Source organism: Caproiciproducens lactatisolvens (assembly GCF_052443335.1).
GTDB lineage: Bacteria > Bacillota > Clostridia > Oscillospirales > Acutalibacteraceae > Caproiciproducens.
Genome location: NZ_CP195750.1, coordinates 225,884 through 249,667, shown reverse-complemented (window position 1 = coordinate 249,667; position 23,784 = coordinate 225,884). Strand labels below are relative to the sequence as shown.

The following is a 23,784-nucleotide window of genomic DNA, read 5'->3' as shown; positions in this document are numbered from 1 at the left end:
ATGGAAATCAAACGGGATCGCTATTTGAATAAAATCATTTCTTTCATGTGGGACGGACAGGTGAAGGTCATCACCGGCATTCGCCGCTGCGGGAAGTCCTATCTGCTGCGTAATCTGTTTCGGGATTATCTGCTGGGGCAAGGTGTGCAGGAGGATCACATTCTTTCCTTCGAGCTTGATTTGGCGAGGGACATTCGCTTCCGCAATCCCTTGGAGCTTACGAAAGCTGTCCGGGAGCTGGCGGAGGGCAAAGACGAGCAATTCTATCTGTTCGTGGATGAGATTCAGATGTCCGATGAGGTTGCCAATCCCTATAATGCGGACGGGCGAAAGATCACCTTTTACGATGCGCTCAATGACCTGAAATCCATTTCCAATCTGGACATCTATGTCACCGGCAGCAATTCCAAGATGCTGTCCTCGGACATCCTCACCGAGTTTCGGGGGCGCAGCGATGAAATCCGTGTGCATCCGCTCAGCTTTGCGGAATACTACTCCGCAGTCGGTGGAGACAAGAGCGATGCGTTTGACACCTATGCCTTTTTCGGCGGAATGCCGCTGATTCTGTCACGCCCGAATGACACAGCGAAAATGAACTATCTCACTTCTCTGTTCTCGGAGGTTTATCTGAAGGACATCGTGGAGCGCAGACATATTCAGCGGGAGGATGTGCTATCCTCCATTCTCGATCTGCTCTGTTCCTCCATCGGTTCGCTCACCAATCCGACGCGGGTTGCCGACACCATCAACACCAGGCAGAAACGAGCCGGTGAAAATGTCGTGGCGCTGAACACCGTCAAGTCCTATATGGATCATCTGTCAGACGCTTTCCTGTTCACCGAATGCAAGCGTTGGGATGTGAAGGGCAAAAGCTATTTCGATTATCCCAACAAGTATTACTGCGAGGACATTGGTCTGCGGAACGCGCGAATCGGCTTTCGGCAGCAGGAAATGACGCATATCATGGAGAACATCATCTACAATGAGCTAATGATCCGGGACTGCGCGGTTGACATCGGAATTGTGTATTCAGCGGAAAAGAACAGTCAAGGCAAGGTTTCTCAGGTGGCTCGGGAGATTGACTTCATCGCAAATAGCGGGGGCAAGAAAACCTACATCCAGTCTGCCTACGCGCTGGGGACGGAGGAAAAAGCCATCACCGAGAACAAGCCCTTCGCTCTGACCGGCGATTCCTTCCCGAAAATTATCGTCCGGCATGACATCCGCAAGCGATGGTACGACGATAACGGCATTCTGAATATTGGAATTATTGATTTTCTGTTGGATGACACTGTGATCTGATCCTCAGGCCCATCACCGCCCTGTGCAGTGATGGGCTTTTGCTATCTCAGTCGGCGAAATACTCGTCCGGCTCAAAGTCATCGTCCCATCGCTGCATAATTTCCTCGGCTTCTTTCGCCGCCTCGCGGTAAAGAGAAAGCCGTCCTTTCTCAAAAGCGGCAAAGGTGGGGACATATTTGCCCAGTTCTCCGATCATGCGGACATCCTTTGTGCGCATATCCGAAACCATATCAATCAGCTCTGCCATCGTCAGCAGATCCTCGACCATGAGAGCATACTTCTCTTTCGCCAGCGTGACGGTTTCATCGTTGTCCTCAGCCTCGGCAAAGGGAAAATCCTCGCAGCGCACGGTCACTTCCTTGTCGGCGAGCGCATCAAGGGTGTCGGTGATATGCGCTGTCACCGCAGAGATGCACTCGTCGATTTCCTCTCTGACATGGAGATAGGCTCTGTGGTGTTTTTTAAGCTCGGACTCCTCGCAGATCAGGTTGACCAGTTCAACCGTCATCCCCATCAGCGCAAAGAAGCTGTCGATGCCTTCCTTGACCTCGCGGAAGGTCATCTCAACGGGCATATCGCCGTACAGCTCGGTCATTTCCGCAACCATCACTTCATAATCCTGTTTGGTGTTCTTGTTCATATTCAAAATCCTCCTGCTTAAAGCATTTCTTCGGGTTTGGTGGTCATAATGCGATAGAGCATTGTATCCTTCGGGAAGTCATCCTTGAACGGGATGATGGTCGAGCCATAGAAGATCAGACCTTCACCGGCATTGCTGTTTGTGACGTAATTGAGCTGACTTGGAGAGATGTTGAGGGCTTTGGAGAGAATTTGCCTGTCGCCGGATGCCTGATTGAGCATGTAGATGAAATCGGAGTTTTCAAAGATGTTCTCGATTTCGCGGGATGCCAGCAGATCCTTGACGTTCTGAGTAATGCCGGTCGGAATTCCGCCCCACTTTCGAAACCGCTTCCAAATCTCAACGCTGTACGCTGCCGTCTGTTCTTCCTTCAAGAGCAGATGGAACTCATCCATGTAGTACCGAGTCGCCTTGTGCTGGGCGCGGTTGACTGTCACTCTGTTCCACACCTGATCCTGCACAACCAACATGCCGAGCTTTTTAAGTTGTTTCCCGAGTTCCTTGATGTCATAGCAGACGAGCCGGTTTTGCACATCGACGTTGGTGCGATGATTGAAGACATTCAAGCTGCCGTGAACGTAGATTTCAAGGGCAGTCGCAATACGCTTCGCTTCCGGCTCGTTCTGCCTGAGAAGGATGTTGTAGAGGTCTTCGAGAACCGGCATCTTCTCAGGAACGGGATCGGCGAGGAAGTCCTGATAGACAAGCCTCACGCTTCGGTCAATGAGTGTCTTTTCCACCGGCTCAAGCCCGTTTTTGCCTCCGACAATCAGCTCGCAAAGCGACAGAATGAAGTCGCTTTTGAGTGTCAGCGGGCTTTCCTCTTCGGAGTAGTTCAAATTGATGTCCAGAGGATTGATGTAATCCATGCTGATCGGCGAGATTCTGATGACCTGACCGCCGAGCTTGTGTACCAGAGGAAAATATTCAGCCTCAGGGTCACAGACAATGATGTCATCGTTGGTAAGCAGGAAGGCATTCGTCATCTCCCGCTTCGCCGAAAAGCTTTTGCCGGAGCCGGGCGTTCCGAGGATCAGCCCGTTTGGGTTTTTAAGCAGCTTGCGGTCTACCATGATCATGTTGTTGCTGAGCGCATTCAGCCCGTAATAGAGTGCTTCGCCGCGCTGGAATATCTCCTGAGTGGTGAACGGGACAAATACTGCCGTGCTGGATGTGGTAAGTCCCCGCTGGATTTCGATCTGGTTGATACCGATAGGGAGCGAGGACATCAGTCCGGCTTCCTGCTGGAAGTCAAGCCTTTTCAGCGCACAGTTGTATTTCTGCGCGATGGATGCCGTCTGGAAGATGTTGTTCTCAAGCTTCTGCCGGTTGTTCGAGGTGTTCATGAGGATGATGGTAACGAGGAACATCCTCTCGTTTCGGGTCTGAAGGTCTTGCAGAAGACGTTTGGCTTCACCGCCGTAAGTAGCAAGGTCAGAAGGGATGATGTCCATGTCATATCCGCTCCTGACCGCCTTCTTCTGCTCTTCAATTTTCATCTTGTCGAGATCCGTGATTTTGGACTTGATCTGCTTGATGGCTTGTGCCTGATCAAGTGTTTTGATATGGAGATTAACCGTAATGTTGCTGTCCATGTCAAGGAAATCCGCAAGCATCCGGTCATTGAGTTCTGGGGCAAGGATTTGAAGGAAGCTCACCGCGCCAATTGTTCTCCCCATCTTGAATACCTTGCCTTCACGAAAATCAAAGGAAGTCGGAGCAATGAAATCCTTCGATGACAGGCCGGTTCGCGCCGTCATATCAAAAGAAAAGCGGAACGGCTCGTTGCTGTCCATGTTAAACACATCATGCAGGACACGCAGCCGCTCATAGCCGGTCAGAGGCTCGGTCTCCACGCCGAGCGTCTTGAAGTTGTTGAGAATGTCAATCTCAATCCTGTCCAGCTTGGGCTTTGCGGATTTGATCGAATCCGCCTCAATGCCGAAGGTGATGTATTTGCGCTTGATCAAGCCGTTGTTGCCCTTTACAAGCTGGTTTTGCAGCATGTCGGAATACTCGGTTCGGATGTCGTTGAAGTCATCCTCCTGCTGCGGGATGTTGATTGCCTTCTTGAATTCGTTCAGGCTTGCTCTCTGATTGATGAAGGAAAGCTGAACGAAGATCGAACTGTCAAAGTAGTTCAGGAAATCACACCAGTTTTCAAAGATCGCGGTTTTGTCATCGTTCTGCGCCAACTGATAATTGATGTCTGAAAACCGAATTGTCTTTGTATAGAGATGCGAATTGACCTTGCAGATTCCGTCCTTGCACATCTCTACATACGGAATGGTCTGCTGCGCCGACCTCGGAACCTTGCGCGCCTGCTTGTCTCGCTTCTTTTTTTCGACAAGCCGCTTCTTCTCGGCAGCGGAAAGCGCCAGCCCGATTGTCTTACCGTCTTTTACGGCTGCGTTTGGCTTTGCTGTGCTTTTGCTCAATTTCCAAGTCCTCCTGTTCTTTTATTTCGCGCTCGATGGCAGCGTAGAAGTTGTTTGTCCGATAAGGGCGAATTCTGTCCTTGAGGAACATCGTCTTTATCAGATTACCGGCAATCTTCTCTGCGGGCATTCCGTCCTTTTCATACATTGCAAGGAAGAAAAACGGGAGCATCAGCACCACCATCAGCATTGCCGCAGACGAAAGCCCGATATGAGGCTTAGTCAGAAAGAATATCGGCAAGCCAACAGCGATTGCGCCTGAGAAGCAAATGATCTGCCGTTTTGTCAGGTTGAAAACAACCTTTGTTTTAACTCTTGTCAGGTCCTTCGGGACCGGAACAAATGCCATGTGATACCTCCTTTCGGGTATACTCATTCCTCTTTAATGAGCATTGAAGATCGACTTTGACACGCTTCCGGTCTTAAACAACGAGAAACACAAGATTACTGTGTACGCCGCCACAGAAAACAGGGCCGAATGAATGTCGTCCGCAATGATCATGTTGTTTATTAGCACAGCGTAAATGCCGACGCAGACCATGATCAGGAAGCCTTGAAATGCCAGAGCAAACAAGCCTCTGAAATAGTTCGTGCCGATGTTGCCCCATTCCCGGTTCGTCATTGTTGCAAAAGGAATGGGAGCGACGCTTACGGTCAGGTAGATTTCGATCATTCTGCCGTAGAGAATGACCGTAATGAGAATGGACATGATTTTCAAGCACAAGCTGATCAGCAATGTTTCGATAGACAGACCAAGCAGTTCACCGATCTCCATAGCCTCCATGCCTGTTCGCATTGTGTCCAGTGTGGATGCTATGTCAATACTTGTACTGCCGCCGATTACTCCGGCTGCACCGCCAACGACGTGCTGCCCTATGTCGAATACTGCCATCACGATATTGAAGGTGTTGGTAAGCAGATAGATTGCTACCGCTGCCTTGAAGAACCACTTGAAAAACATCCATGTGTCCATTTCCTGCATGTTGTTTTTTTCCGTGACCATCGAAATGAGCTCATAACACAGGACAAAGGTAATAATGATACCGGCAATGGGGACTATCACGTTATCGGACAGTCCCTTGACCATAGTGTAGATGCTGCCGTTCCAGCTCGAAGGCGTTTTTCCGACCTCCGTTGCTATTGTACCTACCTTGTCGTTGACATCGGTGAACATGTTGGTCAGGTTGCTCTCGATCAGCCCCATCAGGAATTCCTTTATGGCATCTGAGATTTTGTCGAGAATACCGCCCAATGTTTCACCACCTTTCTGCTATCGCCGGAAATTTACGCAAACAAGCCGGACAGAAGCGGAATCAGCGTCGTGCCGATCAGAATAACGCCGCCGCCAGCCATGAGCTGCTTGATGCCCTGAGACTTGGCACCGGGATTGTCGTTTCCGTAGCCTTCCATGAGGTTTACGACACCCCACACCGCAAGACCGGCACCGAGAGCGATAACAAGAATTTTGAGAACATCAACTGCCGAAGTGATAAAAGACATATAGTTTTACCTCCAATTTCTAAGATAAAGGGGAGAGTGCCTTTACACTCTCCCCATGCGTACACTGACTGAAAAACGATCAGGAGAACAGACCGGAGAGCAGCGGAATGAGGGTAGTGCCGATCAGAATGACGCCGCCGCCAGCCATGAGCTGCTTGATGCCCTGAGACTTGGCGCCGGGGTTGTCGTTGCCGTAGCCTTCCATCAGGTTCACAACACCCCACACCGCAAGGCCCGCGCCGAGAGCGATAACAAGGATTTTGAGAACGTCAACAGCAGAAGTAATAAAGGTCATACATTTTCCTCCATATCAATTTTGTTTTCGTCGGCTTCAATTTCGCCGACATCGTAAAGGTCGAATTTTTCTTCGGGTTTAATGACGAGCTTCCGGCTTCGGTACTTCTCAATATCGAAGGCGTTTCGCTTGTCATAATCGGACAGATGCTTGTATTGCGGATGCTTCGTTATGTCGTACTTGTCACTGAGAAAAGGCCTCACGCCTCGAAGCTGCAAGATACATTTGCCTCCGTCCATAACAGCAAGCTCGTCCTGGCTCATAAGCTCCTTGCCGGTCTTCTGGTAATTCAGACCGTAGGAGTTGTTGTTTGAGCGTGTTTCGGATGTGTTGTACAGATCGATTGTCTCCTTGCCCAAGATTTCAGAGATTTCCTTGAGGGTGGATTTCTCTTTGCCGCCAAGGAAGAGCGTAGCATCGCAGTTGCCGACGATTGTGTCCGCACTGTCCTTGTACAGCGCCTTGAGCTGAGACTGGGACTGCAAAATAATAGAAGCCGAGATTTCCCGGCTTCTGATTGTGGCGATTAGCTTGTCGAACTTCGGTATCTGCCCGATGTTTGCGAACTCATCCAAAAGGCAGCGTACATGTATCGGAAGCCTTCCTCCGTATTCGTTGTCCGCTTTATCGCAGAGAAGATTGAAGAGCTGCGAGTACATGATTGCCGCTACAAAGTTGAAGGTGTCGTCGGTATCGCTGATGATGACAAACAAAGCGGATTTGCGCTCTCCGAGTGTATCCAGCTCCAATTCATCATAGCTCATCAGTTCACGAAGCTCGGCGATGTCGAAGGGGGCGAGTCGAGCGCCGCAGGAAATCAGAATGCTTTTTGCAGTCTTGCCAGCCGCCAATTTATATTTTCGGTATTGTTTTACTGCAAAGTGCTCCGGTTCCTCAGCTTCAAGCTCATCGAACATCTTGTCCACCGGGTTTTTGAAGGTTTCATCGTCTTCACGGGCTTCCGAAGCATTGATCATTTCGAGCAGAGTAGTAAAGTTTTTCTCGTTGTCCGGTGCTTCGTACCAGATATAGCCGATGAGTGCCGTGTAGTAGAGCTTTTCTGCCTTCACCCAAAAATCTTCGCCGGACTTATCGCCTTCACCTTTTGTGTTGACGATAATTGTGTTGACCAGCTTGAGGATGTCCTTTTCGGAATGGATGTAGGCAAACGGGTTGTAGTGCAGACTTTTTGCAAAGTTGATGGTATTCAGGCTCTTTACGGCATATCCGTTCCTGACCAGCATTTTTCCGCATTCGACAAGAATCGTACCTTTGGGATCGGTCACGCAGTATGAAGAGTGCATCTGCATTAGGTTTGGCTTCACATAGAACCGGGTTTTGCCCGATCCGGATCCGCCGATGACCATGATGTTTTTGTTTCGCGCATACTTCGGCTGCTTCGGACGGCTGTCCATCGTAAGCCTTTCGGTCTGCGTCAGGATGACATTGTTTTGAAACACGGGGTCGATGTACGGCTTGATGTCTTCGGATGTGCCCCAGCGAGCCGAGCCGTATTCAATTCCTTGCCGGAACTTCTTCCGGTTTTTAGCCTTCACATATACCAAAAGCTTGAGAAGCAATGCTGCGGCTGCACCGATCAGCAAATCCGTCAGATTGAAGCTTGGGAGCGGATTTCTGAAAGCCGTGCTCAGGTTCGACATACCGGCAGAGAGCACGGAGAGCAGATCGCCTCCGGCTGCTGATCGGAAAGCAAACGCGACCTTATCAGCGAAGTAAAATGCGAAGACATACGGGATATTCAAAAGAACGAGTTTCTTCATGTTCGGCTTCGTCACAGCTCAACGCCTCGTTCCTTTGTGTTGACTTTCTCCTTCTCCCGATGCTTGTTCTCCTTCGCTTTCTGTATCTGTTTGGAGAGCTGCTGACGGAGAGAAGGCTTTTCCTGACGCTTCACGGTTTTGGCCGAAAACTCTTTGAAAGCCTGAGTCATTACATCTACGTCCCGGCCTTTGAAGAATACGATGTAACGGGGCGGCAGCTCAGACGTGTCCTTTTTGAGCGCATAGTCTATCCCGTACTTTTTCGCTGTGCGATCAAAGGATTTGATGTTGCCGTCAGTGACTTCAATGTTGGAGATAGCTGCATTCTGGGAGACAAGATGCTTGACCGTCTGCTTCCCGCGATAGGTCTTTGGCTGCGATGCTGTCTTCTGAGCCTTTTCAAGCTCTTGAACAAACTTCTTCAAAGCTTTATCCAGCACCTCGGCACTGATCTTGCCGCCGCGAATTGCGATTGCAACGATCTTCGTTGATACTTCCTCCTGCATTAAAAACCTCCTTTCCTGAAAATAGTTGGTGCTGCCTCCGACTAAGGCGGTACACCGCTCGAATAAGGGCTGAAAATGATATGCACCTCCTTCCGGACATAAAAAATCAGCCGGAGACTATTTCCGACTGTTACCACCTTGCCATATCGTGATTGACAAGAGCTGTGTAGTACTGCTGCTGTATAACGCCATGAAAAAGTGGTGCGACGGAGCTGTTTTTGTGTAATCACAAACCAATATTTACAGGGAGGTATTCAAATGAGCGTTAACGCCAGAAAAGAAGAATATGAACACATAGAATTGTTTGGAAAGCCAGCACTTTTCACCAATTCCCGCATCGACCGAACCACGGTGCCGGTGGGCTTTTACTGCTACGATTTGCGCGGCTCCGACTATGATCCAGGCAGGCCGGTGAGCATAGAAAATAAGGTTACCGTTAACCACGCCGGAGCCGTTTTGACACCGGAGCCGGTCACTATCTCCAAGGAGGGTTTCCGCAGGCTGCGGGACAACATCAATTTCCTCGGTGAGTCCCTGACTCTCGCAGACTTCTGTGATGAGCACAAAATCACTCTCGCATCCGAATTATCCAATCCAGATGAGTCAGGCGTGAAGATGGGAGGAATGACACTTGGATAAAGGAAAAATCTTTGAAGTAGAACTCAGCCGGTGGAACCCTTCCGGTGCAAATCCGTCGGCACAAATCGCACTCCCCGCCACACCCTATGAGCTGGCGGATGCGTTGGAAAAAGCAAGAATTACCGGAGATACCGTCTATTCCGCGGAGGTTTTAAGCTGCAAGCTGGACTATCTGCCGCAATTTATCGCCCCCGATATCAATCTGTATGAGCTGAATCACCTCGCCCAGCGGCTGTCTTCCCTAAGTGCATGGGAACTGGACTGCTTCGAGGGCATGGTGATGATGGATGCCGTTCAGACTCAATACGCTCCCATATCAGTGGAGCGGCTCATCAATATGACACACAGCACCGAGCATTGCCAGATTGCCTATGAAGCTCATGACGATCCGTCTCTCGGCAAATTTTATGCGGATAATGATTTTGTACCGGCACTGGAAAGGGTATCGGATGAAGTCTACGAATATCTGGACTTCGCCAAAATCGGCAGAGAGATGCGCGAGGGTGAGGGCGGCGTGTTCACGCCCCATGGCTATGTAGTGCAGAACGGCGAGATTGCCTCCGAATACCACAGCGTCGATACCAGAACCCTTGACAAGCCGGATTATGCCGTGCTTCTCCAAGTAACCAAGGGGCATTTTAATGATCCCGCCTATGACAACGAAACGGTTGTCTTCCTCAAGCTCCCTGCCGGGGATGCGGCGCTTTTGCAGGCGGTTGATGCTGTCGGAGCCGCCTCCCCGGAGGAATGTGCATTTTCGGCGGAGGACTGCATGGCGCCAAGCCTCACTGAAAAAATCAGCGACGTTCTGTATGCATCTGAGGGCGACTGCTATGGGCTGGTGAATGAGCTGGCAGAGCAGCTCCGGCAGCTTGAAACGGACAACCATCTGCTGACCTACAAGGCAATGCTGGCGGAAGCTCCCGGTGATATATCTTTGGAAGAAGCCCTTGACCTTGCGTTTATGACAGAGGAATTTGAGCTTTTGACTGATACTGCCTCTCCCGCTGAGTACGCAAAAGTGGAAATCCAGCGAATGCTTTCTTTGGCAGGTGATAACGGACTGAGCCTGTTCTGTAATCTGGATAACTACGGGCGGTATCTTTTGGAGCAGCGTGCCACTGCCGAAACCGAATACGGGCTGCTGGAGCCGCAGAACGGCATGACGGTGGACCAATGCCTCAACCGCCCCGGACAGAGTCTTGGCATGGAAATGAAATAGCAAATCTTTGTTGGGTTTTGGTATAGCTATTCTCATGAAGCTGTGGCATTGTGTTGTGCTGAAGGGAGGCGAAGAAGATGGACGAGAAGCTCATGGACTTGCTGGATATGGCTCTGGCGGAGCGGTTTCAGCTTGTATATTCCGCCCTGCGTGAATCAGACCCTCAGGCGGAGAAACTGGCACAGGAACTAATTTCGCTCAGTGACAGCATCCAGAACAGCTTTGAAATCAGTCAAGGTATAAAAGACAGAATTGAGTATTATCTGAGTCAAAATTCGGATTTAGAGGTAACGTTTCAAAAGCATCTGTACATTCAGGGCGCCAAGGACTGCGTGGCAGTGTTAAGAGAGCTTGGCGTAATCAAGTAGCGCAGGCAGAGACGCCTGCGCTTTTTTAGACCCCACATTAAAACAGGGCCGTTTCCCCAACAGGAGGCGGCCCTGTTTTTTTGCGCCCTTTTTTGCCTTTCTGGGGAAACGGCCGGAAAGGAGGACCCATGCAGAAAGAACAGCTTGCAGAGCATCTGCGCCGGTATCACCGCGGTGCGGAAAACGCGGTCATCAGCCGTGAGCTGGAATGTACCTTCCACGTTTCCGGCAAGGAGCTGCGGGATCAGGTCAATGCCCTGCGCCGGGAGGGTGTTCCCATTGCCAGCGACCAGAACGGGTACTTTTACGCGAAAACCGAAGCCGAGGTACGCCTGACCATCCGGCATATGAGAAACCGCATCAGCGGAATCAGTGCTGCCATCACCGGCCTTCGGCGTTCCCTTGCAGCCTTTGACGATACGCAGATACGTCTGCCGCTGGAAGGAGGTGATGACTCCTGAACAGCTTCATGTCCTGGATCGGCGGCAAGAAATCCTTGCGTGAGCTGATTGTCACCCTGTTTCCCCTCTATTATGAGCGGTACATTGAGGTGTTCGGCGGAGGCGGCTGGGTGCTTTTCCACAAGCTGCCCGGCAACGATTTTGAGGTCTACAATGACTTCAACGGTCTGCTGGTGAACCTCTACCGCTGTGTGCGGGAGAAGCCGCAGGAGCTAATGGCGGCGCTTGCCTACTGCCTCAACTCCCGCGCGGATTTCGAGCTTGTGAAAAACGCCCTCGCCCGCGATTCTCCCGCATCGGATGTGCAAAAAGCGGCGTGGGTTTACCAGCTTATCCGCTACAGCTATGCGTCGGGGCTAACCAGCTACGGTAGCCAGCCCCATGATATCCGCAGCAATTTCCCTCTCATCGAGCAAGCCCACCGGCGGCTTGCCAAGGTGGTCATCGAAAACAAGGACTTTGAGAAGCTCATCGGGCAGTATGACCGCCCTGTCAGCTTTTTCTACTGCGACCCGCCGTATTTTGAAACCGAAAGCTATTACAAAAACGTGGGCGAGGACGGCTTCACGGAAAAAGACCATATCCGCCTGCGGGATGCCCTGCTGCAGATCGGCGGCAAATTTCTGCTGTCCTACAACGACTGTGAATTTATCCGCAGCCTCTATGACGCACCGGGCATCCAGACGGAAGCCTTTACCCGCATTAACAACATCAAGCAGCGTTATGACAATGGGGCGCAGTTTCCTGAAATCCTCATTGCCAACTACGATCTGCATGAGCGTGAGAAAAACGCCCCATCACAGCTGAATCTGTTTGGGGAAGGAGGCTTCATGGAGTAGAAAAAGCGCCCTTGGCACAGCCTTGCGTGAAAAACAAAATTAATACTTGATTGGAGGAACCCTTTTTTATGAAAAAGAATCAAATGCCCCAAATCGGCCTACCGGCCGATGCCTGTGAACGGTCCGGCTTCACCGACAAGGATACGCTGGAGCTTCATGCCGGACAGAACGCCCTTGTATTTATGAAGGACAAAATGACGGCGCTGGAGGTGGCGAACGCCATCCAGAGTCTCAGCGCCCTTGCCGCCGATCTGACCGTCGTTCTCGCCTCCGCCTGCGGACTGTGCGACAACTGCGGCGAGGGCTGCGCAGATGACTGCCCTGCCGGATGCGTTTCCGCTTGCTCTCTCTGCCATGATCTGCTGGATGAAAGCCAGACTGTCCGCATCCCCGGCTATCTGCTGGAGGAAGCGGGTATCCCCGCCGACGCCAAGCTGGAAGCCTATACGGACGAGGACAGCGGCGAAATCACGGTGGTGGAGGCCGATATCCAGCAGGATATTACCGATGTGCCGCCCGGTATTCTCGCCGTGCTGGCCCAAAGCGGCGTGTGCCTTGCGGAGCTGGATGAGCTGATTATGCTGGACAGCATCATCTACGGCAACTAACCTGTCTTGGATTCCCAACACACAATCCGGGAGGTGAGCATATGCCGGGAATCACCCTGAAGAACGGCCTCATTTCCTACTACGGAAACCCGGCCGGATATACAGAAAAAGAAAAAGCGGTGGTGGACAGCATCTTTCAAAATGACGAGCTGACCGCATGGCTCAAAAGCCGCAGCCTGACCCCGCAGTGGACGGACGGCGTGATGGAACGGCTTGCCGCGGGGGAACGAATGGGCGGCATGAATGAGTCCGCCGCACCGCTGAAAAATGTGCGCGTCTGGCAGCTGAAGCCGGAAACGGATGTGTATAGGAAGTTTATCTCTTATGAGGAAACGGTGCGGCAGTTTGGAGAGCCGTCCCGGGAGCATTACCGGGTCGCCTATGACGGGCAGCTTGACACCAACGATCTCGAAGCCATCTACACAAGGTGCAACGTGAATCACCCGCCTGGCTATGACGGACACTCCCTGTCCATGTCCGATGTGGTGGAGCTGTATGACGCAGAGGGCAGCGAATTCCACTACGGTATCAACCAGACCGTCACCGGGAGTGTCAGCTCCAGCCAAAGCTCGGCGGTTACCCAGCCGCAGAATGCGGTCAGCTATTTCCCTGAATTCGGCTACGAAGCCTACTGGCGGCTCTTGGATCGTATGGGATCGGGGCGGTTTGAATTTCAGAAAAATCCCTATTCCACCTACAAGAATCGGACTCATTTCAGCCCCATCTGGATGCTGGACGGCGCCTATACCGTCAACACATGGCTCATAGATGCGTGGACGCCCGATGGGATGCTGTCCGCCAACCTGACCGACAGCCTGACTATCCGCGGCAATCTGTGGCAGGATTGGCACGCCGGTCCCATCCAGCCGTAAAGGAGGGACGAGGATGGCATATGAACGCATTGAGGCTCCAAAAGGCAGCGTGTACCACTACACAAAAACGGATCGGCTGGAGGCAATTCTCAAGGATGGCCGCATCCGGCGGTTCGGAGATCGGGAGTGCTGGTTCTGCACCTCTCTTGCAGATACCCTGCGGCTTATGGAAATGACCGTCATGCAGGAGGGGCATCCTTACGTGGATGTGCAGGGCTTCTGGCGGAAATACCCCGCTTTTGTGCCGGAGGATTATGTGATTCTCCAGCTGGAGCCGCGCTATCAGAACGGCGATTGGGTGCGCTGGAATCAGGAGCTGCCGCCCGGCTGTTCCGCTGAGCTCCTTGCACAAGCGAAGGAATTCAGTGCGCTGAAAAAAGGATTTCGGGGCGACCTGAAGTTTTACCAAAACCCGCAAGTGCTTGCGGTAGCTCCGCTTTTGGAGGAACAGACTCCGGGCATGGACATGACCATGCAGCTATAAAAACAGAAAAAGAACAAGGCGGCGGGAGCGATCCTGCGGCCTTGTTCCTCATTTCGGAAAGGTGGTCTTTATGAAAAGATATAAAAAAATCGCGCTGGCACTCACGCTCGTTCTCATGGTAAGCCTGCTGTTTGGCACAACCGCTTTTGCGGCAAACGGCGACGTGGCCGGGGCGATTGAGGGAACGTGGAACGATGCCTCCGGGCAAATCAAGACGGTGGTCAACAAGGTGGTGTTCCCTGCAATCGACTTGATTCTGGCGGTGTTTTTCTTTGCCAAACTTGGGATGGCGTACTTCGATTATCGCAAACATGGGCAGTTTGAGTGGGCGGCGCCCGCCATTCTGTTCGCCTGCTTGGTGTTCACTCTCACGGCGCCGACCTATATCTGGACTATACTCGGGATGTGACTGTAAAACAAAAAGTAGGCAACCCGAGCCTGATAGCAAGGTTTGCCCATATTTTCATAGTAATCGTGATTAGTTTTGGTAGAACCGATTTAGTCTCAATAAGCTGTCTGCTCATTTGGTTCATACAGAATATTTGTTAAACAAAATAGGCAATAATGCTTTACTCCATTGATTTGATCAGAACAACCTTTTCCCATCTGAAATATCAATATCGAGCTCTTTTGCCACACTGTTTTGCTTAAATGGATTTATTTTTTCCACTACACCGTCACGTTTGAAAAGTGAGCCTGTATTCTTGAACCAAAAGGTTACATCTGCTGTTACGCATTGTTCACGGATATTAAGTACCCAATCATAATCGCACATACGGGCTTCTCGTCCTGTTTCGCCGCCAACGGTAACATGGTCTATGCCATCAAGATATGGTGTTAAATCTATCGCTTCTAAAAGTGGGGCGCAGGCAATAAAGCGCCGCTTTATCGGATAGGATAAAAAGAGCGGAAGCCTGTAATCGGCGAGTGTTTGATTTTCGGCAGTACAGCCAATATTCACATTGTCATAGCCTGTACCCCAATCAGACGGAAGCGATTGGGGGAAACGGTCAATTCGCTTTGTTAAAATCAAGAAATCAATATCTGTTCTTTCCTTGATGATAGCCCAAATGTCTTTACGCCACTCGTCTGCTTCTGGCAGGAAAAAGTCAGTCGCAAAACAGGTTGGAAGAATTTTGTTGCCTTTGATATTGTATTCTCCCTTTGCATTTTTCCTTGCGGGCCAATCAAATTTATCTGTTTTTTGTATTGTGCTTTGACCATAGCGTTTTGCATACGGCCCATAAAAATAGCAATTTGTACAGCCATCACTTATCTTGTAACAGCCTGTCCATGGCTCCCAGTTCATAGTATTCCTCCTCTTGGATGGGTGAAGCCGATGATGGCAGAAACGCACCGCTTGTCAAGTGCAGCGTTTGAACGTCACCGTCTGTGCCTTCATGGAGATCTTATCCACCTCATAGCCGTAGACGGGCAGCTCCTTCTTGAAGGTTAAAAAGGCGTGGTCGATGGGAAAGCCCAGAATCTGTTCAATCTCGGCATAGGTCAGCGCGAAGCTGTTCTCCGTGCGTTGACCTATCGCCTTCCAAAGCGGCTCATATTTACTCATTGTCCGTCTCCTCCAATCTTGTTTGGAATAAAATAGCGGCTTTGGTTTACCAAAGCCGCCGTGTATCACATACTAAAGCCTAACGCATACTGTTTTACAACCTCAAGAGGGAACATTGTGCGTGTAGCAACTTCTTCTGCCGACATGCCTTGATTAAAAAAGCGTTTGATAACCGTGGTCATATCCTCTGCAATTTCTACAATGTGCTTGTCGGGGTCATATACCCGAATATCACGCTGCCCCCACGGGTATTCTTTGATTTCGTGTACCCACTGCAAACTGGATATGCTTTTTAGTTTGGCGTATACCTTGTCTAAATCTTCCACTTCAAAATAAACTTGAAAGTTGTGCGATTGCTCTTTCACGCTATCGACTGATATGCCAACGAGTTCGGCATATCCTTGTTGCAGAGAAAACCCCTCAAAGGTCACATGTACGCCAATATCCATTACCGCGTTTTGATGAAGCACCTTTTCATAAAAATGTTTCGATGCGGCTATATCCTTAACCGCTAAAAGACAACCTTGATATTTCATTTTTCAATCCCCCTTTGAGGATAGTGTATCGTATATCTCTGTGCCGTCATAGTAAAAATCCGACATTGTTTTCAGATACTTTTGTGGGGTAACGCCACTGATAGCCTTGAAATCTTTATCAAAATGGGCTTGGTCGAAATATCCAGCTTGTTGCGACAATGCCGCAAAAAAGCAAGGCGATTTTTGAATGTGCTTTAATACATAATTAAAGCGAGTTAAGCGTATAAAGTCCTTAACATTCATCCCAATTTGCACAAGAAACAAGCGGTTTAGCTGTCGCCCACTATAATGGGATTGTCTGGCAACTTCTTTCACTTGTATTTGTCCATAATTATCAGAAATCACTTTGGTTGCCAACACCAAAGAGTCCGAAACAACATGCTTTTCCATGCGTCGGTATAAAATTTCCTCACAAGTATTCACCAAATCGGATACAGTTTTTGATGCTACAAAAGCCTGATGCAGCGAATAAAACAGCTCATTGTCAATATCCTCAAGCGTCAGTCGTTTATCTGCAAACTCCGCTTGGCTTTGACGAGTAATTTGATACAAACCATAGGGAGAAAGTTGTACAAGCAATAGGACATGATAACTATTTGGTTCCATTCCTAACAATACCGGGGTTAAAGATGCTCCCCACAGTTCAGCAATGACTGCGTTTCCGTCAAAAGCAAGCGACAATGTTCCGCAAGCGTTAGGCATAAGCGTATATTGTGCGGTAAATGTATTATTCGATGGAAATACGACGTTGTAATATTGAATATATTTTCTCAGCCCCACATGCGAGGGGAATATATTGAATTGCTTGTTATCTTTTATAATCAAATTATTCCCCCTCATCTTCAAAGTAAAGTTTTCATTATGTTTATCCGCCTAATGCGAATCAAGCAAATATAAATACACCCCTTCGGGGCAAATTTTTCCTCACTACCGTTTCAAAAAAGTTTTACTCGGTAAATATATAAAATAAGTTTACCATAGCAAAATGGAAGTTTCAATTAATTAAATATAGACAACAGGGAGGGGTTCGGTGCTATGAAAATTAAAATCCGTTCACCGTCTATATGCAAGCATTGACTGGACTATTCTTGGCATGTAGACAAAGCAAGAGCCGTTGCGTCAAGTAAGATGCAACGGCTCAAATTCGTGATAAGTCAGATTTTATTGTGTAGGTGAAGTTAAACCACTAACAGAGGGTGTGCTCATACCCTTACACAATGTTTTCACCCAAAATAATTTTTGGCATAGTGGTTAAGCATCTGTTCCATCGCTTGTAAAAATGCTCTAACCCTAACTTTGACACCCTTGCGTGAGTTTCTTCATCTCTAACAGTCCAATGTAAAACATAAGTGACTTTGCCTACATTGCGTGTGAGGCGAACAGGCAATGCCCCTTCTTTAACGGCATTAAAATCTGTTTGGCGGTGGGTGCGTTTGATATATCTAACTTCAATAACACCATCCTGCTCCATATAAAAGGCGGCAACCTCTTTCATAAGTTGCTCAATTTCCTCTTGCTTTTCAATCTTTGCCTCATAGATACAAATTTCATTAAACATTTATTGCACCACCTCACACATTATATAAATTATATAAAACTTGCTCACCGAGCGTTAATTTCCCATGCTACCGTTTCACAAAAGTTTTACACGGCAGATATATAAAGTGAGTTTACCATAGTAAAGCGGAACTTTCAATTAAACAAATATGAACAATGGAAAGGACACAGATACTATGAAAAAGTCCGTTCGCCATCCTTTTGCAAGGATACTCTGGACGATTTTGGGGATGTAGACAAAGCAGGAGCCGTTGCATCAAGATAAAGATGCAACGGCTTAATTTCATAATCTAAAATAAGGGTAAAGCTTCTTAAGAAAAATACCATGGCTCACTGATAAATTTGATATATATTTTTTTGTTTGCAATCTCAATTAAGCCTTCGTCCTTCATTCGTTTCAGTTCCCTGAAAAGTGAGGGGCGTTGTACACCGAAGTAGTCAGCAAGCTGCTTTTTTGTGATAGGTAGCAAAACAGATTCCGATTTTTGCTGGGTAGAAAGTGCCAGAAGGTAATGAAGCAAAGTTTTTAGGTCCCAAGTTCATGGCCATTCGTTGGGCGCTCACTGTACTTGCCATAATCATCTTCTCATGGATTTCGGCAAAAATTATTCGGGATGAGGATCTACCGGGAGAAATGCTGGCTAAGCCCGGCCTCCATATTAACAAGGATGCCTGTATGGGCTGTACCCTTTGTGCAAAGAACTATCCCACACTGTTTATAATGCAAGGGAAAAAAGCTGTTGTCAAAGCATATGATAAACAGGCTCTTGATTATGAAAAACTCCAAAGTGTAATAAAGGCATGTCCGGTTCATGCAATAGAATATTCGGAACAATAAAGATAAGGAGTTATATCACAACGTGATGTAGCTCCTTATTTACTTTATTAAAAAGGTTGTAAGCCTATCTTTGTATCCAGGATTAATATCATCGAGAGGGGTTTAAGTGTAATTACCCTCAGGATTCAATCACCCTATTAATCCAATCGCATAAGATATATAAGGGTAATGCTATGCAATTTATAATTTTGTGATGTTACCTAAGCTGAAAAAGGAGGTGTTTTTTTGTGAGTCGATATAATGAAAACAGAAGGGGTTGCGGAAATCAGACCGTAGAGTCATGCCAACAAGACCATGGGCCTTATCCCTATGTTACCAACATTTCGCAAGCAACTGGGCGGAATCAGAACTATCGCACGACATTGTGGACTGGATGTCACCTGCAGTTAACTCTGATGAGTATTCCCGTATGCGGTGAAATTGGGTTAGAGATACATCCAGATACTGATCAGTTTTTGCGTATCGAACAAGGAAACGGTGTTGCTTTGATGGGAAACCGCAAAGAGCAATTGGATTTCCAGCAATGTATAGCAGCAGATGATGTTATTTTTGTCCCTGCCGGAACATGGCATAATGTTGTTAATAAAGGGCGATGCCCTTTAAAACTCTATTCAATTTATGCACCACCACATCATCCGCATGGCACAGTGCACAAAACTAAGGCAGATGCCGATAGATTGGGGGATTGAAACCACAATACATGTAAAAAAAGTAAGAGCCACGTGAGAATTCACGCAGCTCTTATTTTTATTGCATTGAACCATTTTTCAGTTTTTGTCGTTTTACCAGTTTCACTAACTCAAACCAAAACACTGCGATAAATGCAATAATAACAGCCTTTAATAACAGAGAAGCAGAAAGTGGTGCCAACTTTAATAAGCCATTGAGTGGCGAATACAAAATAATGCCAAGCATAGCCAGTGTACCAAGGTTAACTGCCCACATCACTTTGTCTTTCACAAGGCGCTTTACCGATTGAAAGGTAAAATCGTGATCAGAACTATTGACCTGTACAAGAAACAAGTTGGATAGCATGATAATTGCAAGCCCCATTGCCCGGGCAACTGGTGCATTATCAACATTTCCATCGAGGATTACGTAATACGTTCCAAAGGAGGCCGCAAAAATGATAAGTCCCTGCAAAATGCTTTTGGCTAGAGTTTTTGCGGTCAACAGTTTTTCCTTTGGATCTCGAGGGCTTCGCTCCATAATGTCTGCTTCGGCAGGCTGACGCTCTAGTACAATCGAGCAGGTAGGGTCAATGAGTAGCTCGAGCAGAACAACGTGGAGAGGAAGTAAAAGCAGTGCTGAGGGGGCAATGCCAAGGATTGGTGCAAGTAAGGAGGCAAAGGCAATGGGAATATGAATGGTGAACACATAGCCCACAGCCTTGCGAATGTTATCATAAATACGGCGACCGTCTTTTACCGTTTCTACAATAGTAGTAAAATTGTCGTCCATTAGAATGAGATCTGCTGCTTCACGGGAAACTTCACTGCCGCGTTTACCCATTGCAATGCCAATATCGGCATATTTGAGAGCGGGTGCATCATTCACGCCATCACCGGTCATCGCGACAATTTCACCGTTATCTTTGAATGCTTTTACAATACGCATTTTATGTTCAGGAATGACACGAGAAAAAATGCTGACATCCTTCACTTTTTCACGCAGTTCTTCATCGGTCATTTCGCTTAGCATATCGCCTGTAATGATATGGTCGCTGTTTTGCATACCGATTTTCTTTGCGATAGACGCGGCGGTGATGCCATTATCACCTGTAATCATAACAACACGAATACCCGCTTTATTGCAAACGGCGATGTCTGCTTTTACACCTTCACGGGGTGGGTCGGCAAGCCCGATCAGTCCGCAAAGCGTTAAATGGCAGTCTGTGATCTGTGCAGGAATTTCTGCTTCACTTTGTAGCTTTGCAGTGGCAACTGCAATTACACGCAAACCTTGTTTGGACATTTCGGTGATCTTCTGTTCTGCTGTTTGTTTTTCTAAATCTGTAAGCTTACAAATAGTTAAGATACGCTCAGGGGACCCTTTTGCGGCAACGGTAATTCCGTCATCTCTGCGCCAAATATGCCCCATCATCTTCAACTCATTTGTAAAGGCATATTCGCTGATTAGTTCTCCAGCAAAAAGATCTTCCTTTAAAATTCCAAGGGTTTCGCAATGCTTGAGCATTGCCTTTTCCATTGGGTCATAGGCATCGGTCTCGCAGCCCATACCCATTACTTCACAAAGTGCTATGGTGTTGCCATCAGTAGCCCACGTATCCTGCACGGTCATCTGATTCATCGTGATGGTACCTGTTTTATCTACGCATAGCACAGATACGGCGCCAAGCGTTTCCACTGAAGGCAACTTGCGCACCAGTGACTGCTTTTTGGCAAGTCGCCAAGCTCCCATTGATAAAAATACCGTGAGGATGACAGGAAACTCTTCTGGAATCATTGCCATGGCAAGGGTGATGCCCGACAAAATGCTTTCAATCAGCCTGTCGCCAAAGCTGTGGTCAGGAATATTTAGCCATGTGAATATTCCTACAAGGGCAAACAAGACTGCAGCAATTCCTGCGCATAGTTTAACAAGACTTCCGGTTTGCTTTTGTAGGGGTGTGGGTTCCTCTGGTGCAGATGCAACATTAGCACCGATTTTTCCATATTCGGTGCTGCCACCAATTTTATCTACCAGTACCGTTGCTGTGCCCTGTGTAACCAGCGTGCCAGCATAACAATAATCACGCCGCCAATAGTCGCTTGTTGAATCTGCACTCTCAGTGTTGATTTTCCACACACCTTCCGCTTCGCCGGTCAACGAAGATTCATCGACACACAGGTCGTTACATTTTATTATAATGCCGTCTGCCGGGATTTTAACCCCCTCATAAATCATCATTAAGTCGCTGGGCACAAGGTCAGCACTTGCAATGGTCTGCTCCTTGCCATCACGAATAACAGTGACATGCGGGGCAGATAAATCTTTCAGGGCATTTAGGGTTTTATCGGTTTTCCATTCTTGAATTACATCAATGCTAATGATGCCCACCACAAAAATGAGCATAATCGCACCATCCCTGGATTCTCCCAGAATAAAATAAATGGTCGCAGCAACAATGAGCAGTAAGAACATTGGTTCGCAGATAATATGCAGGATTTTTTTGAAAAAGCTTTCTTTTTTCCGTGCGGTCAATTCATTCTTACCATATTGCTCCTGCAATCGTTTTGCTTCGGTGGCGGTTAAGCCAGCCATGTTTTGCTTTTTGTCTGTCATAAAAGTTACCTCCGTTTTAGCCTTTCGGCAGTCGTTTGATAGCTCTATGGCACTCCATTTCGGGGTCATGTGTTCCATCAGGGTATAAAAAATAGCACACCTATGGAACATACTACTGTCCCACAGATGTGCTCAAATTGCAATCTGTTGCCGCTCATTGGGCGGCCCGGCCCCATGACCTTTACAAAAAGGTTCATCGCCTGCTCAGTTTGTACTGTTGATCTCGCATTCATGCTGAATGTAATGCAGTGCAAAGAGATTATATATATTATATGCAAGATTGCAATCATTGTCAACCAGAATATTATAGAAGATGTAAGGAGAATTAAAATGAAAACAAAAATCCGTTCACCGTCTTTATGCAAGGATTGTCTGGACTATTCTTGGCATGTAGTAATAATGAGTAGGTCCAGTTCTGCAAGGAGCTGGGTCTGCTCATTTAGGTTCTCATTATGCTCATAATAAGAAATTCTGGTTATTCCTAACTGTTCATTAATATGCCAACACCTCATAACCAGTTTCGGTTACTAACACCTGTTTTTCCCATTGCGCAGAAGGCTTCCCATCAGCAGTGCGAATAGTCCAATTATCGCATTTATCTGTTACTATATTGGATTTTCCCATATTTATCATAGGCTCTACAGTAAAAACAAGTCCTGGGACTAAGAGCATTCCTGTTCCTTGCTTTGTCACATAACCGACCCAAGGATCTTCATGAAATTGTAGACCAATACCGTGGCCTCCGATTTCTCGAACGACAGAATATCCATTTTCCCTTGCATGGTCTTGAACAGCTTGCCCAACATCACCAAGAAATCCCCACGGTTTTACCTGTTCAATGCCCAGCTCCACACACTCTTTCGCAACATCAACCAGTTTTTGTTTCTCAGCGGAAACAGCACCAATGCAAAACATGCGTGAAGAATCTGAAAAAAATCCGTTATAAATTGTAGACACATCAATATTTACAATATCGCCGTTTCGCAGGAATATACGATCAGAGGGGATACCATGACATACAACATCATTAATTGAGATACACACGCTCTTAGGGTATCCGTCAAAATTGAGTGTTGCTGGAACGCCTCCCAGTTCCTTGGTTTTTTCGAAGATAAGCCGGTCAAGCTCTTCCGTGGTGATTCCATCAACCGCATAATTTGCAATGAAATCCAGTAAAGCGATGTTTCGTTTGCTGCTTTCCCGAATACCTTCAATCTGTTGTTTTGTTTTAAGCAATTTTCGATAAGGCACTTCATATCCCTTTAAGCGGTAGATTTCAATTTGCTCATCAATAGGGCCATGACATTTCTTATATTTTCGACCGCTGCCACACCAGCAGAGATCATTTCTTCCAAACTTGTCAGACATTTTATCTCCTCGCATTTACAAATTCGGAGGGAGCAATACGCCCTATAGACTAAGGTGAGCTAAGAGAAACACCGGAAGTTTTCCGATATTGGCGTGGCGAGCATTGAAACGCTTGTGAAAAAGCTCTTGCAAACGCTTCAGATGACGAGTACCCATATCGAAAAGCAATATCGGTTATTCTGTCATTGGTTATGCAAAGATCATTAGCAGCAGCTTTTAATTTACATTGGGCAAGAAATTGTTTATATGTCATACCCATGTGCTCCCGAAACTTTGTAGAGCAGTAATACGGTGAATAACCAACATATGATGACATATCTTGCAGGCTTGGGCTTTCTGTTATGTTATTTTCTACCCACTTTGCCATTGTTTCTATTGTTTGAACAGACATTTGCTTCACTCCTTTCTCCAGTATATCAATTCTCACAGACAATTACCTGATATAAGTTGCACATATGAGATAAAGTGCTTGCCGATAATCTCCGTAATTTGGCTGCAGCAGGAGTTTACGGATGCCTTTAATTACTGTACAGATTATAAATAATTAGCAATTCAAATACTTGTTAAAAGTTATCGTACCATATGTTGCCGCAAATTTCCACTGTCCTTATGCAAGTATTGACTGGACGATACTGGGGATGTAACGGAGAATAGGAAAACGAGGCTGACAAACGC

At 47.7% G+C, this 23,784-nt stretch carries 28 protein-coding genes, 2 pseudogenes and 1 riboswitch; of the genes and pseudogenes, 13 read left to right on the top strand and 17 right to left on the bottom strand.

Annotated elements, in window-relative coordinates; genetic code table 11:
* Nucleotides 1–1,302 carry an ATP-binding protein gene (locus tag ACRQV7_RS01270; protein WP_444659108.1) on the top strand — a complete coding sequence of 434 codons (1,302 nt, stop codon included), beginning with the start codon at nucleotides 1–3 and terminating at the stop codon, nucleotides 1,300–1,302.
* A 46-nt stretch (nucleotides 1,303–1,348) separates the two neighbouring features.
* On the opposite strand, the gene ACRQV7_RS01265 is transcribed toward ACRQV7_RS01270, so the two are convergent.
* From ACRQV7_RS01265 to ACRQV7_RS01230, 8 genes are all read right to left on the bottom strand, one after another.
* Complete coding sequence (locus ACRQV7_RS01265) at nucleotides 1,349–1,942, bottom strand: nitrogen fixation protein (RefSeq protein ID WP_444659107.1); 594 nt, start codon at nucleotides 1,940–1,942, stop codon at nucleotides 1,349–1,351.
* 17 nt (nucleotides 1,943–1,959) lie between these two features.
* Nucleotides 1,960–4,329 carry a VirB4-like conjugal transfer ATPase, CD1110 family gene (locus ACRQV7_RS01260; RefSeq protein WP_444660184.1) on the bottom strand — a complete coding sequence of 790 codons (2,370 nt, stop codon included), beginning with the start codon at nucleotides 4,327–4,329 and terminating at the stop codon, nucleotides 1,960–1,962.
* A gap of 4 nt (nucleotides 4,330–4,333) precedes the next feature.
* Nucleotides 4,334–4,729 (bottom strand): PrgI family protein, encoded by a 396-nt coding sequence (locus ACRQV7_RS01255; RefSeq protein ID WP_444659106.1) that lies wholly within the window; start codon nucleotides 4,727–4,729, stop codon nucleotides 4,334–4,336.
* A gap of 33 nt (nucleotides 4,730–4,762) precedes the next feature.
* Nucleotides 4,763–5,632, bottom strand: a complete 870-nt coding sequence (locus tag ACRQV7_RS01250) for a VirB6/TrbL-like conjugal transfer protein, CD1112 family (RefSeq protein WP_444659105.1) — start codon at nucleotides 5,630–5,632, stop codon at nucleotides 4,763–4,765.
* A 32-nt stretch (nucleotides 5,633–5,664) separates the two neighbouring features.
* Entirely contained in the window at nucleotides 5,665–5,880 is a 216-nt protein-coding gene (locus tag ACRQV7_RS01245) for a Maff2 family mobile element protein (RefSeq protein WP_444659104.1), read from the bottom strand.
* A gap of 79 nt (nucleotides 5,881–5,959) precedes the next feature.
* Nucleotides 5,960–6,175, bottom strand: a complete 216-nt coding sequence (locus ACRQV7_RS01240) for a Maff2 family mobile element protein (protein WP_444659103.1) — start codon at nucleotides 6,173–6,175, stop codon at nucleotides 5,960–5,962.
* Nucleotides 6,172–7,956, bottom strand: coding sequence for a VirD4-like conjugal transfer protein, CD1115 family (locus tag ACRQV7_RS01235; protein WP_444660182.1), 1,785 nt, complete (start codon nucleotides 7,954–7,956; stop codon nucleotides 6,172–6,174). The genes ACRQV7_RS01240 and ACRQV7_RS01235 overlap by 4 nt, the downstream gene beginning before the upstream one ends.
* Nucleotides 7,957–7,967: 11 nt before the next feature.
* Nucleotides 7,968–8,462: a PcfB family protein gene (locus ACRQV7_RS01230; RefSeq protein WP_444659102.1), complete on the bottom strand. Its 495-nt coding sequence runs from the start codon at nucleotides 8,460–8,462 to the stop codon at nucleotides 7,968–7,970.
* Nucleotides 8,463–8,720: 258 nt separating this feature from the next.
* Between ACRQV7_RS01230 and ACRQV7_RS01225 the strand changes: the two genes are divergently transcribed.
* The 10 genes and pseudogenes from ACRQV7_RS01225 (at nucleotide 8,721) to ACRQV7_RS01180 (ending at nucleotide 14,364) form a co-directional block, all read left to right on the top strand.
* On the top strand, nucleotides 8,721–9,101 hold the full coding sequence (locus ACRQV7_RS01225; RefSeq protein WP_018214032.1) for an LPD28 domain-containing protein: 381 nt from the start codon (nucleotides 8,721–8,723) through the stop codon (nucleotides 9,099–9,101).
* The gene (locus ACRQV7_RS01220; RefSeq protein ID WP_018214031.1) at nucleotides 9,094–10,323 is read left to right on the top strand and encodes an antirestriction protein ArdA; all 1,230 of its coding nucleotides are present in this window, start codon (nucleotides 9,094–9,096) and stop codon (nucleotides 10,321–10,323) included. The genes ACRQV7_RS01225 and ACRQV7_RS01220 overlap by 8 nt, the downstream gene beginning before the upstream one ends.
* 77 nt (nucleotides 10,324–10,400) lie before the next feature.
* Nucleotides 10,401–10,691 carry a hypothetical protein gene (locus ACRQV7_RS01215; RefSeq protein ID WP_018214030.1) on the top strand — a complete coding sequence of 97 codons (291 nt, stop codon included), beginning with the start codon at nucleotides 10,401–10,403 and terminating at the stop codon, nucleotides 10,689–10,691.
* Between the two features lie 128 nt (nucleotides 10,692–10,819).
* On the top strand, nucleotides 10,820–11,152 hold the full coding sequence (locus tag ACRQV7_RS01210) for a hypothetical protein (protein WP_026184158.1): 333 nt from the start codon (nucleotides 10,820–10,822) through the stop codon (nucleotides 11,150–11,152).
* Nucleotides 11,153–11,160: 8 nt separating this feature from the next.
* Nucleotides 11,161–11,991, top strand: a complete 831-nt coding sequence (locus ACRQV7_RS01205; RefSeq protein ID WP_018214028.1) for a DNA adenine methylase — start codon at nucleotides 11,161–11,163, stop codon at nucleotides 11,989–11,991.
* A gap of 68 nt (nucleotides 11,992–12,059) precedes the next feature.
* Complete coding sequence (locus ACRQV7_RS01200; RefSeq protein WP_018214027.1) at nucleotides 12,060–12,599, top strand: hypothetical protein; 540 nt, start codon at nucleotides 12,060–12,062, stop codon at nucleotides 12,597–12,599.
* A gap of 41 nt (nucleotides 12,600–12,640) precedes the next feature.
* Nucleotides 12,641–13,111: pseudogene (locus tag ACRQV7_RS01195) on the top strand (YodL domain-containing protein); the annotation flags it as partial.
* Nucleotides 13,112–13,120: 9 nt separating this feature from the next.
* Nucleotides 13,121–13,471: pseudogene (locus tag ACRQV7_RS01190) on the top strand (hypothetical protein); the annotation flags it as partial.
* Nucleotides 13,472–13,484: 13 nt separating this feature from the next.
* Nucleotides 13,485–13,955: a hypothetical protein gene (locus ACRQV7_RS01185; RefSeq protein WP_018214009.1), complete on the top strand. Its 471-nt coding sequence runs from the start codon at nucleotides 13,485–13,487 to the stop codon at nucleotides 13,953–13,955.
* A gap of 70 nt (nucleotides 13,956–14,025) precedes the next feature.
* Nucleotides 14,026–14,364, top strand: a complete 339-nt coding sequence (locus ACRQV7_RS01180) for a DUF3852 domain-containing protein (protein WP_018214008.1) — start codon at nucleotides 14,026–14,028, stop codon at nucleotides 14,362–14,364.
* A 177-nt stretch (nucleotides 14,365–14,541) separates the two neighbouring features.
* Here ACRQV7_RS01180 and ACRQV7_RS01175 read toward each other — a convergent pair whose 3' ends face one another.
* The 6 genes from ACRQV7_RS01175 to ACRQV7_RS01150 all read right to left on the bottom strand — a co-directional run bounded on the left by ACRQV7_RS01175 (nucleotide 14,542) and on the right by ACRQV7_RS01150 (nucleotide 18,088).
* A complete protein-coding gene (locus ACRQV7_RS01175) occupies nucleotides 14,542–15,264 on the bottom strand; it encodes a DUF5131 family protein (RefSeq protein ID WP_018214007.1) in 723 nt (240 codons plus the stop codon).
* 54 nt (nucleotides 15,265–15,318) lie between these two features.
* Nucleotides 15,319–15,525, bottom strand: a complete 207-nt coding sequence (locus tag ACRQV7_RS01170) for a hypothetical protein (RefSeq protein WP_018214006.1) — start codon at nucleotides 15,523–15,525, stop codon at nucleotides 15,319–15,321.
* Between the two features lie 65 nt (nucleotides 15,526–15,590).
* The gene (locus ACRQV7_RS01165) at nucleotides 15,591–16,061 is read right to left on the bottom strand and encodes a VOC family protein (RefSeq protein WP_018214005.1); all 471 of its coding nucleotides are present in this window, start codon (nucleotides 16,059–16,061) and stop codon (nucleotides 15,591–15,593) included.
* A 3-nt stretch (nucleotides 16,062–16,064) separates the two neighbouring features.
* Entirely contained in the window at nucleotides 16,065–16,886 is an 822-nt protein-coding gene (locus tag ACRQV7_RS01160; protein WP_018214004.1) for a helix-turn-helix domain-containing protein, read from the bottom strand.
* 385 nt (nucleotides 16,887–17,271) lie between these two features.
* Complete coding sequence (locus tag ACRQV7_RS01155; protein ID WP_018213991.1) at nucleotides 17,272–17,619, bottom strand: hypothetical protein; 348 nt, start codon at nucleotides 17,617–17,619, stop codon at nucleotides 17,272–17,274.
* Between the two features lie 310 nt (nucleotides 17,620–17,929).
* Complete coding sequence (locus ACRQV7_RS01150) at nucleotides 17,930–18,088, bottom strand: helix-turn-helix domain-containing protein (protein ID WP_230974965.1); 159 nt, start codon at nucleotides 18,086–18,088, stop codon at nucleotides 17,930–17,932.
* A gap of 29 nt (nucleotides 18,089–18,117) precedes the next feature.
* Here ACRQV7_RS01150 and ACRQV7_RS01145 point away from each other — a divergent pair, with 29 nt between their 5' ends.
* Together ACRQV7_RS01145 and ACRQV7_RS01140 are read left to right on the top strand one after the other, a co-directional pair.
* Complete coding sequence (locus ACRQV7_RS01145) at nucleotides 18,118–18,456, top strand: (4Fe-4S)-binding protein (RefSeq protein WP_230974964.1); 339 nt, start codon at nucleotides 18,118–18,120, stop codon at nucleotides 18,454–18,456.
* 395 nt (nucleotides 18,457–18,851) lie between these two features.
* Entirely contained in the window at nucleotides 18,852–19,145 is a 294-nt protein-coding gene (locus tag ACRQV7_RS01140) for a cupin domain-containing protein (RefSeq protein ID WP_242841522.1), read from the top strand.
* Nucleotides 19,146–19,203: 58 nt separating this feature from the next.
* On the opposite strand, the gene ACRQV7_RS01135 is transcribed toward ACRQV7_RS01140, so the two are convergent.
* From ACRQV7_RS01135 to ACRQV7_RS01125, 3 genes are all read right to left on the bottom strand, one after another.
* The gene (locus tag ACRQV7_RS01135) at nucleotides 19,204–21,741 is read right to left on the bottom strand and encodes a cation-translocating P-type ATPase (RefSeq protein WP_444659101.1); all 2,538 of its coding nucleotides are present in this window, start codon (nucleotides 21,739–21,741) and stop codon (nucleotides 19,204–19,206) included.
* A 113-nt stretch (nucleotides 21,742–21,854) separates the two neighbouring features.
* Nucleotides 21,855–21,959, bottom strand: a riboswitch (NiCo riboswitch).
* Between the two features lie 274 nt (nucleotides 21,960–22,233).
* Nucleotides 22,234–23,109, bottom strand: a complete 876-nt coding sequence (locus ACRQV7_RS01130) for a methionyl aminopeptidase (protein WP_026184156.1) — start codon at nucleotides 23,107–23,109, stop codon at nucleotides 22,234–22,236.
* A 49-nt stretch (nucleotides 23,110–23,158) separates the two neighbouring features.
* Complete coding sequence (locus ACRQV7_RS01125; RefSeq protein WP_026184155.1) at nucleotides 23,159–23,500, bottom strand: helix-turn-helix domain-containing protein; 342 nt, start codon at nucleotides 23,498–23,500, stop codon at nucleotides 23,159–23,161.
* Between the last annotated feature and the right edge of the window lie 284 nt (nucleotides 23,501–23,784).

Coding starts and splice junctions, on each gene's coding strand:
- ACRQV7_RS01270 (WP_444659108.1), top strand. CDS start 1: ATGGAAATCAAACGGGATCGCTATTTGAATAAAATCATTTCTTTCATG.
- ACRQV7_RS01265 (WP_444659107.1), bottom strand. CDS start 1,942: ATGAACAAGAACACCAAACAGGATTATGAAGTGATGGTTGCGGAAATG.
- ACRQV7_RS01255 (WP_444659106.1), bottom strand. CDS start 4,729: ATGGCATTTGTTCCGGTCCCGAAGGACCTGACAAGAGTTAAAACAAAG.
- ACRQV7_RS01245 (WP_444659104.1), bottom strand. CDS start 5,880: ATGTCTTTTATCACTTCGGCAGTTGATGTTCTCAAAATTCTTGTTATC.
- ACRQV7_RS01240 (WP_444659103.1), bottom strand. CDS start 6,175: ATGACCTTTATTACTTCTGCTGTTGACGTTCTCAAAATCCTTGTTATC.
- ACRQV7_RS01235 (WP_444660182.1), bottom strand. CDS start 7,956: ATGAAGAAACTCGTTCTTTTGAATATCCCGTATGTCTTCGCATTTTAC.
- ACRQV7_RS01230 (WP_444659102.1), bottom strand. CDS start 8,462: ATGCAGGAGGAAGTATCAACGAAGATCGTTGCAATCGCAATTCGCGGC.
- ACRQV7_RS01225 (WP_018214032.1), top strand. CDS start 8,721: ATGAGCGTTAACGCCAGAAAAGAAGAATATGAACACATAGAATTGTTT.
- ACRQV7_RS01215 (WP_018214030.1), top strand. CDS start 10,401: ATGGACGAGAAGCTCATGGACTTGCTGGATATGGCTCTGGCGGAGCGG.
- ACRQV7_RS01210 (WP_026184158.1), top strand. CDS start 10,820: ATGCAGAAAGAACAGCTTGCAGAGCATCTGCGCCGGTATCACCGCGGT.
- ACRQV7_RS01205 (WP_018214028.1), top strand. CDS start 11,161: ATGTCCTGGATCGGCGGCAAGAAATCCTTGCGTGAGCTGATTGTCACC.
- ACRQV7_RS01200 (WP_018214027.1), top strand. CDS start 12,060: ATGAAAAAGAATCAAATGCCCCAAATCGGCCTACCGGCCGATGCCTGT.
- ACRQV7_RS01185 (WP_018214009.1), top strand. CDS start 13,485: ATGGCATATGAACGCATTGAGGCTCCAAAAGGCAGCGTGTACCACTAC.
- ACRQV7_RS01180 (WP_018214008.1), top strand. CDS start 14,026: ATGAAAAGATATAAAAAAATCGCGCTGGCACTCACGCTCGTTCTCATG.
- ACRQV7_RS01175 (WP_018214007.1), bottom strand. CDS start 15,264: ATGAACTGGGAGCCATGGACAGGCTGTTACAAGATAAGTGATGGCTGT.
- ACRQV7_RS01170 (WP_018214006.1), bottom strand. CDS start 15,525: ATGAGTAAATATGAGCCGCTTTGGAAGGCGATAGGTCAACGCACGGAG.
- ACRQV7_RS01165 (WP_018214005.1), bottom strand. CDS start 16,061: ATGAAATATCAAGGTTGTCTTTTAGCGGTTAAGGATATAGCCGCATCG.
- ACRQV7_RS01155 (WP_018213991.1), bottom strand. CDS start 17,619: ATGTTTAATGAAATTTGTATCTATGAGGCAAAGATTGAAAAGCAAGAG.
- ACRQV7_RS01140 (WP_242841522.1), top strand. CDS start 18,852: ATGAGTATTCCCGTATGCGGTGAAATTGGGTTAGAGATACATCCAGAT.
- ACRQV7_RS01135 (WP_444659101.1), bottom strand. CDS start 21,741: ATGACAGACAAAAAGCAAAACATGGCTGGCTTAACCGCCACCGAAGCA.
- ACRQV7_RS01130 (WP_026184156.1), bottom strand. CDS start 23,109: ATGTCTGACAAGTTTGGAAGAAATGATCTCTGCTGGTGTGGCAGCGGT.
- ACRQV7_RS01125 (WP_026184155.1), bottom strand. CDS start 23,500: ATGTCTGTTCAAACAATAGAAACAATGGCAAAGTGGGTAGAAAATAAC.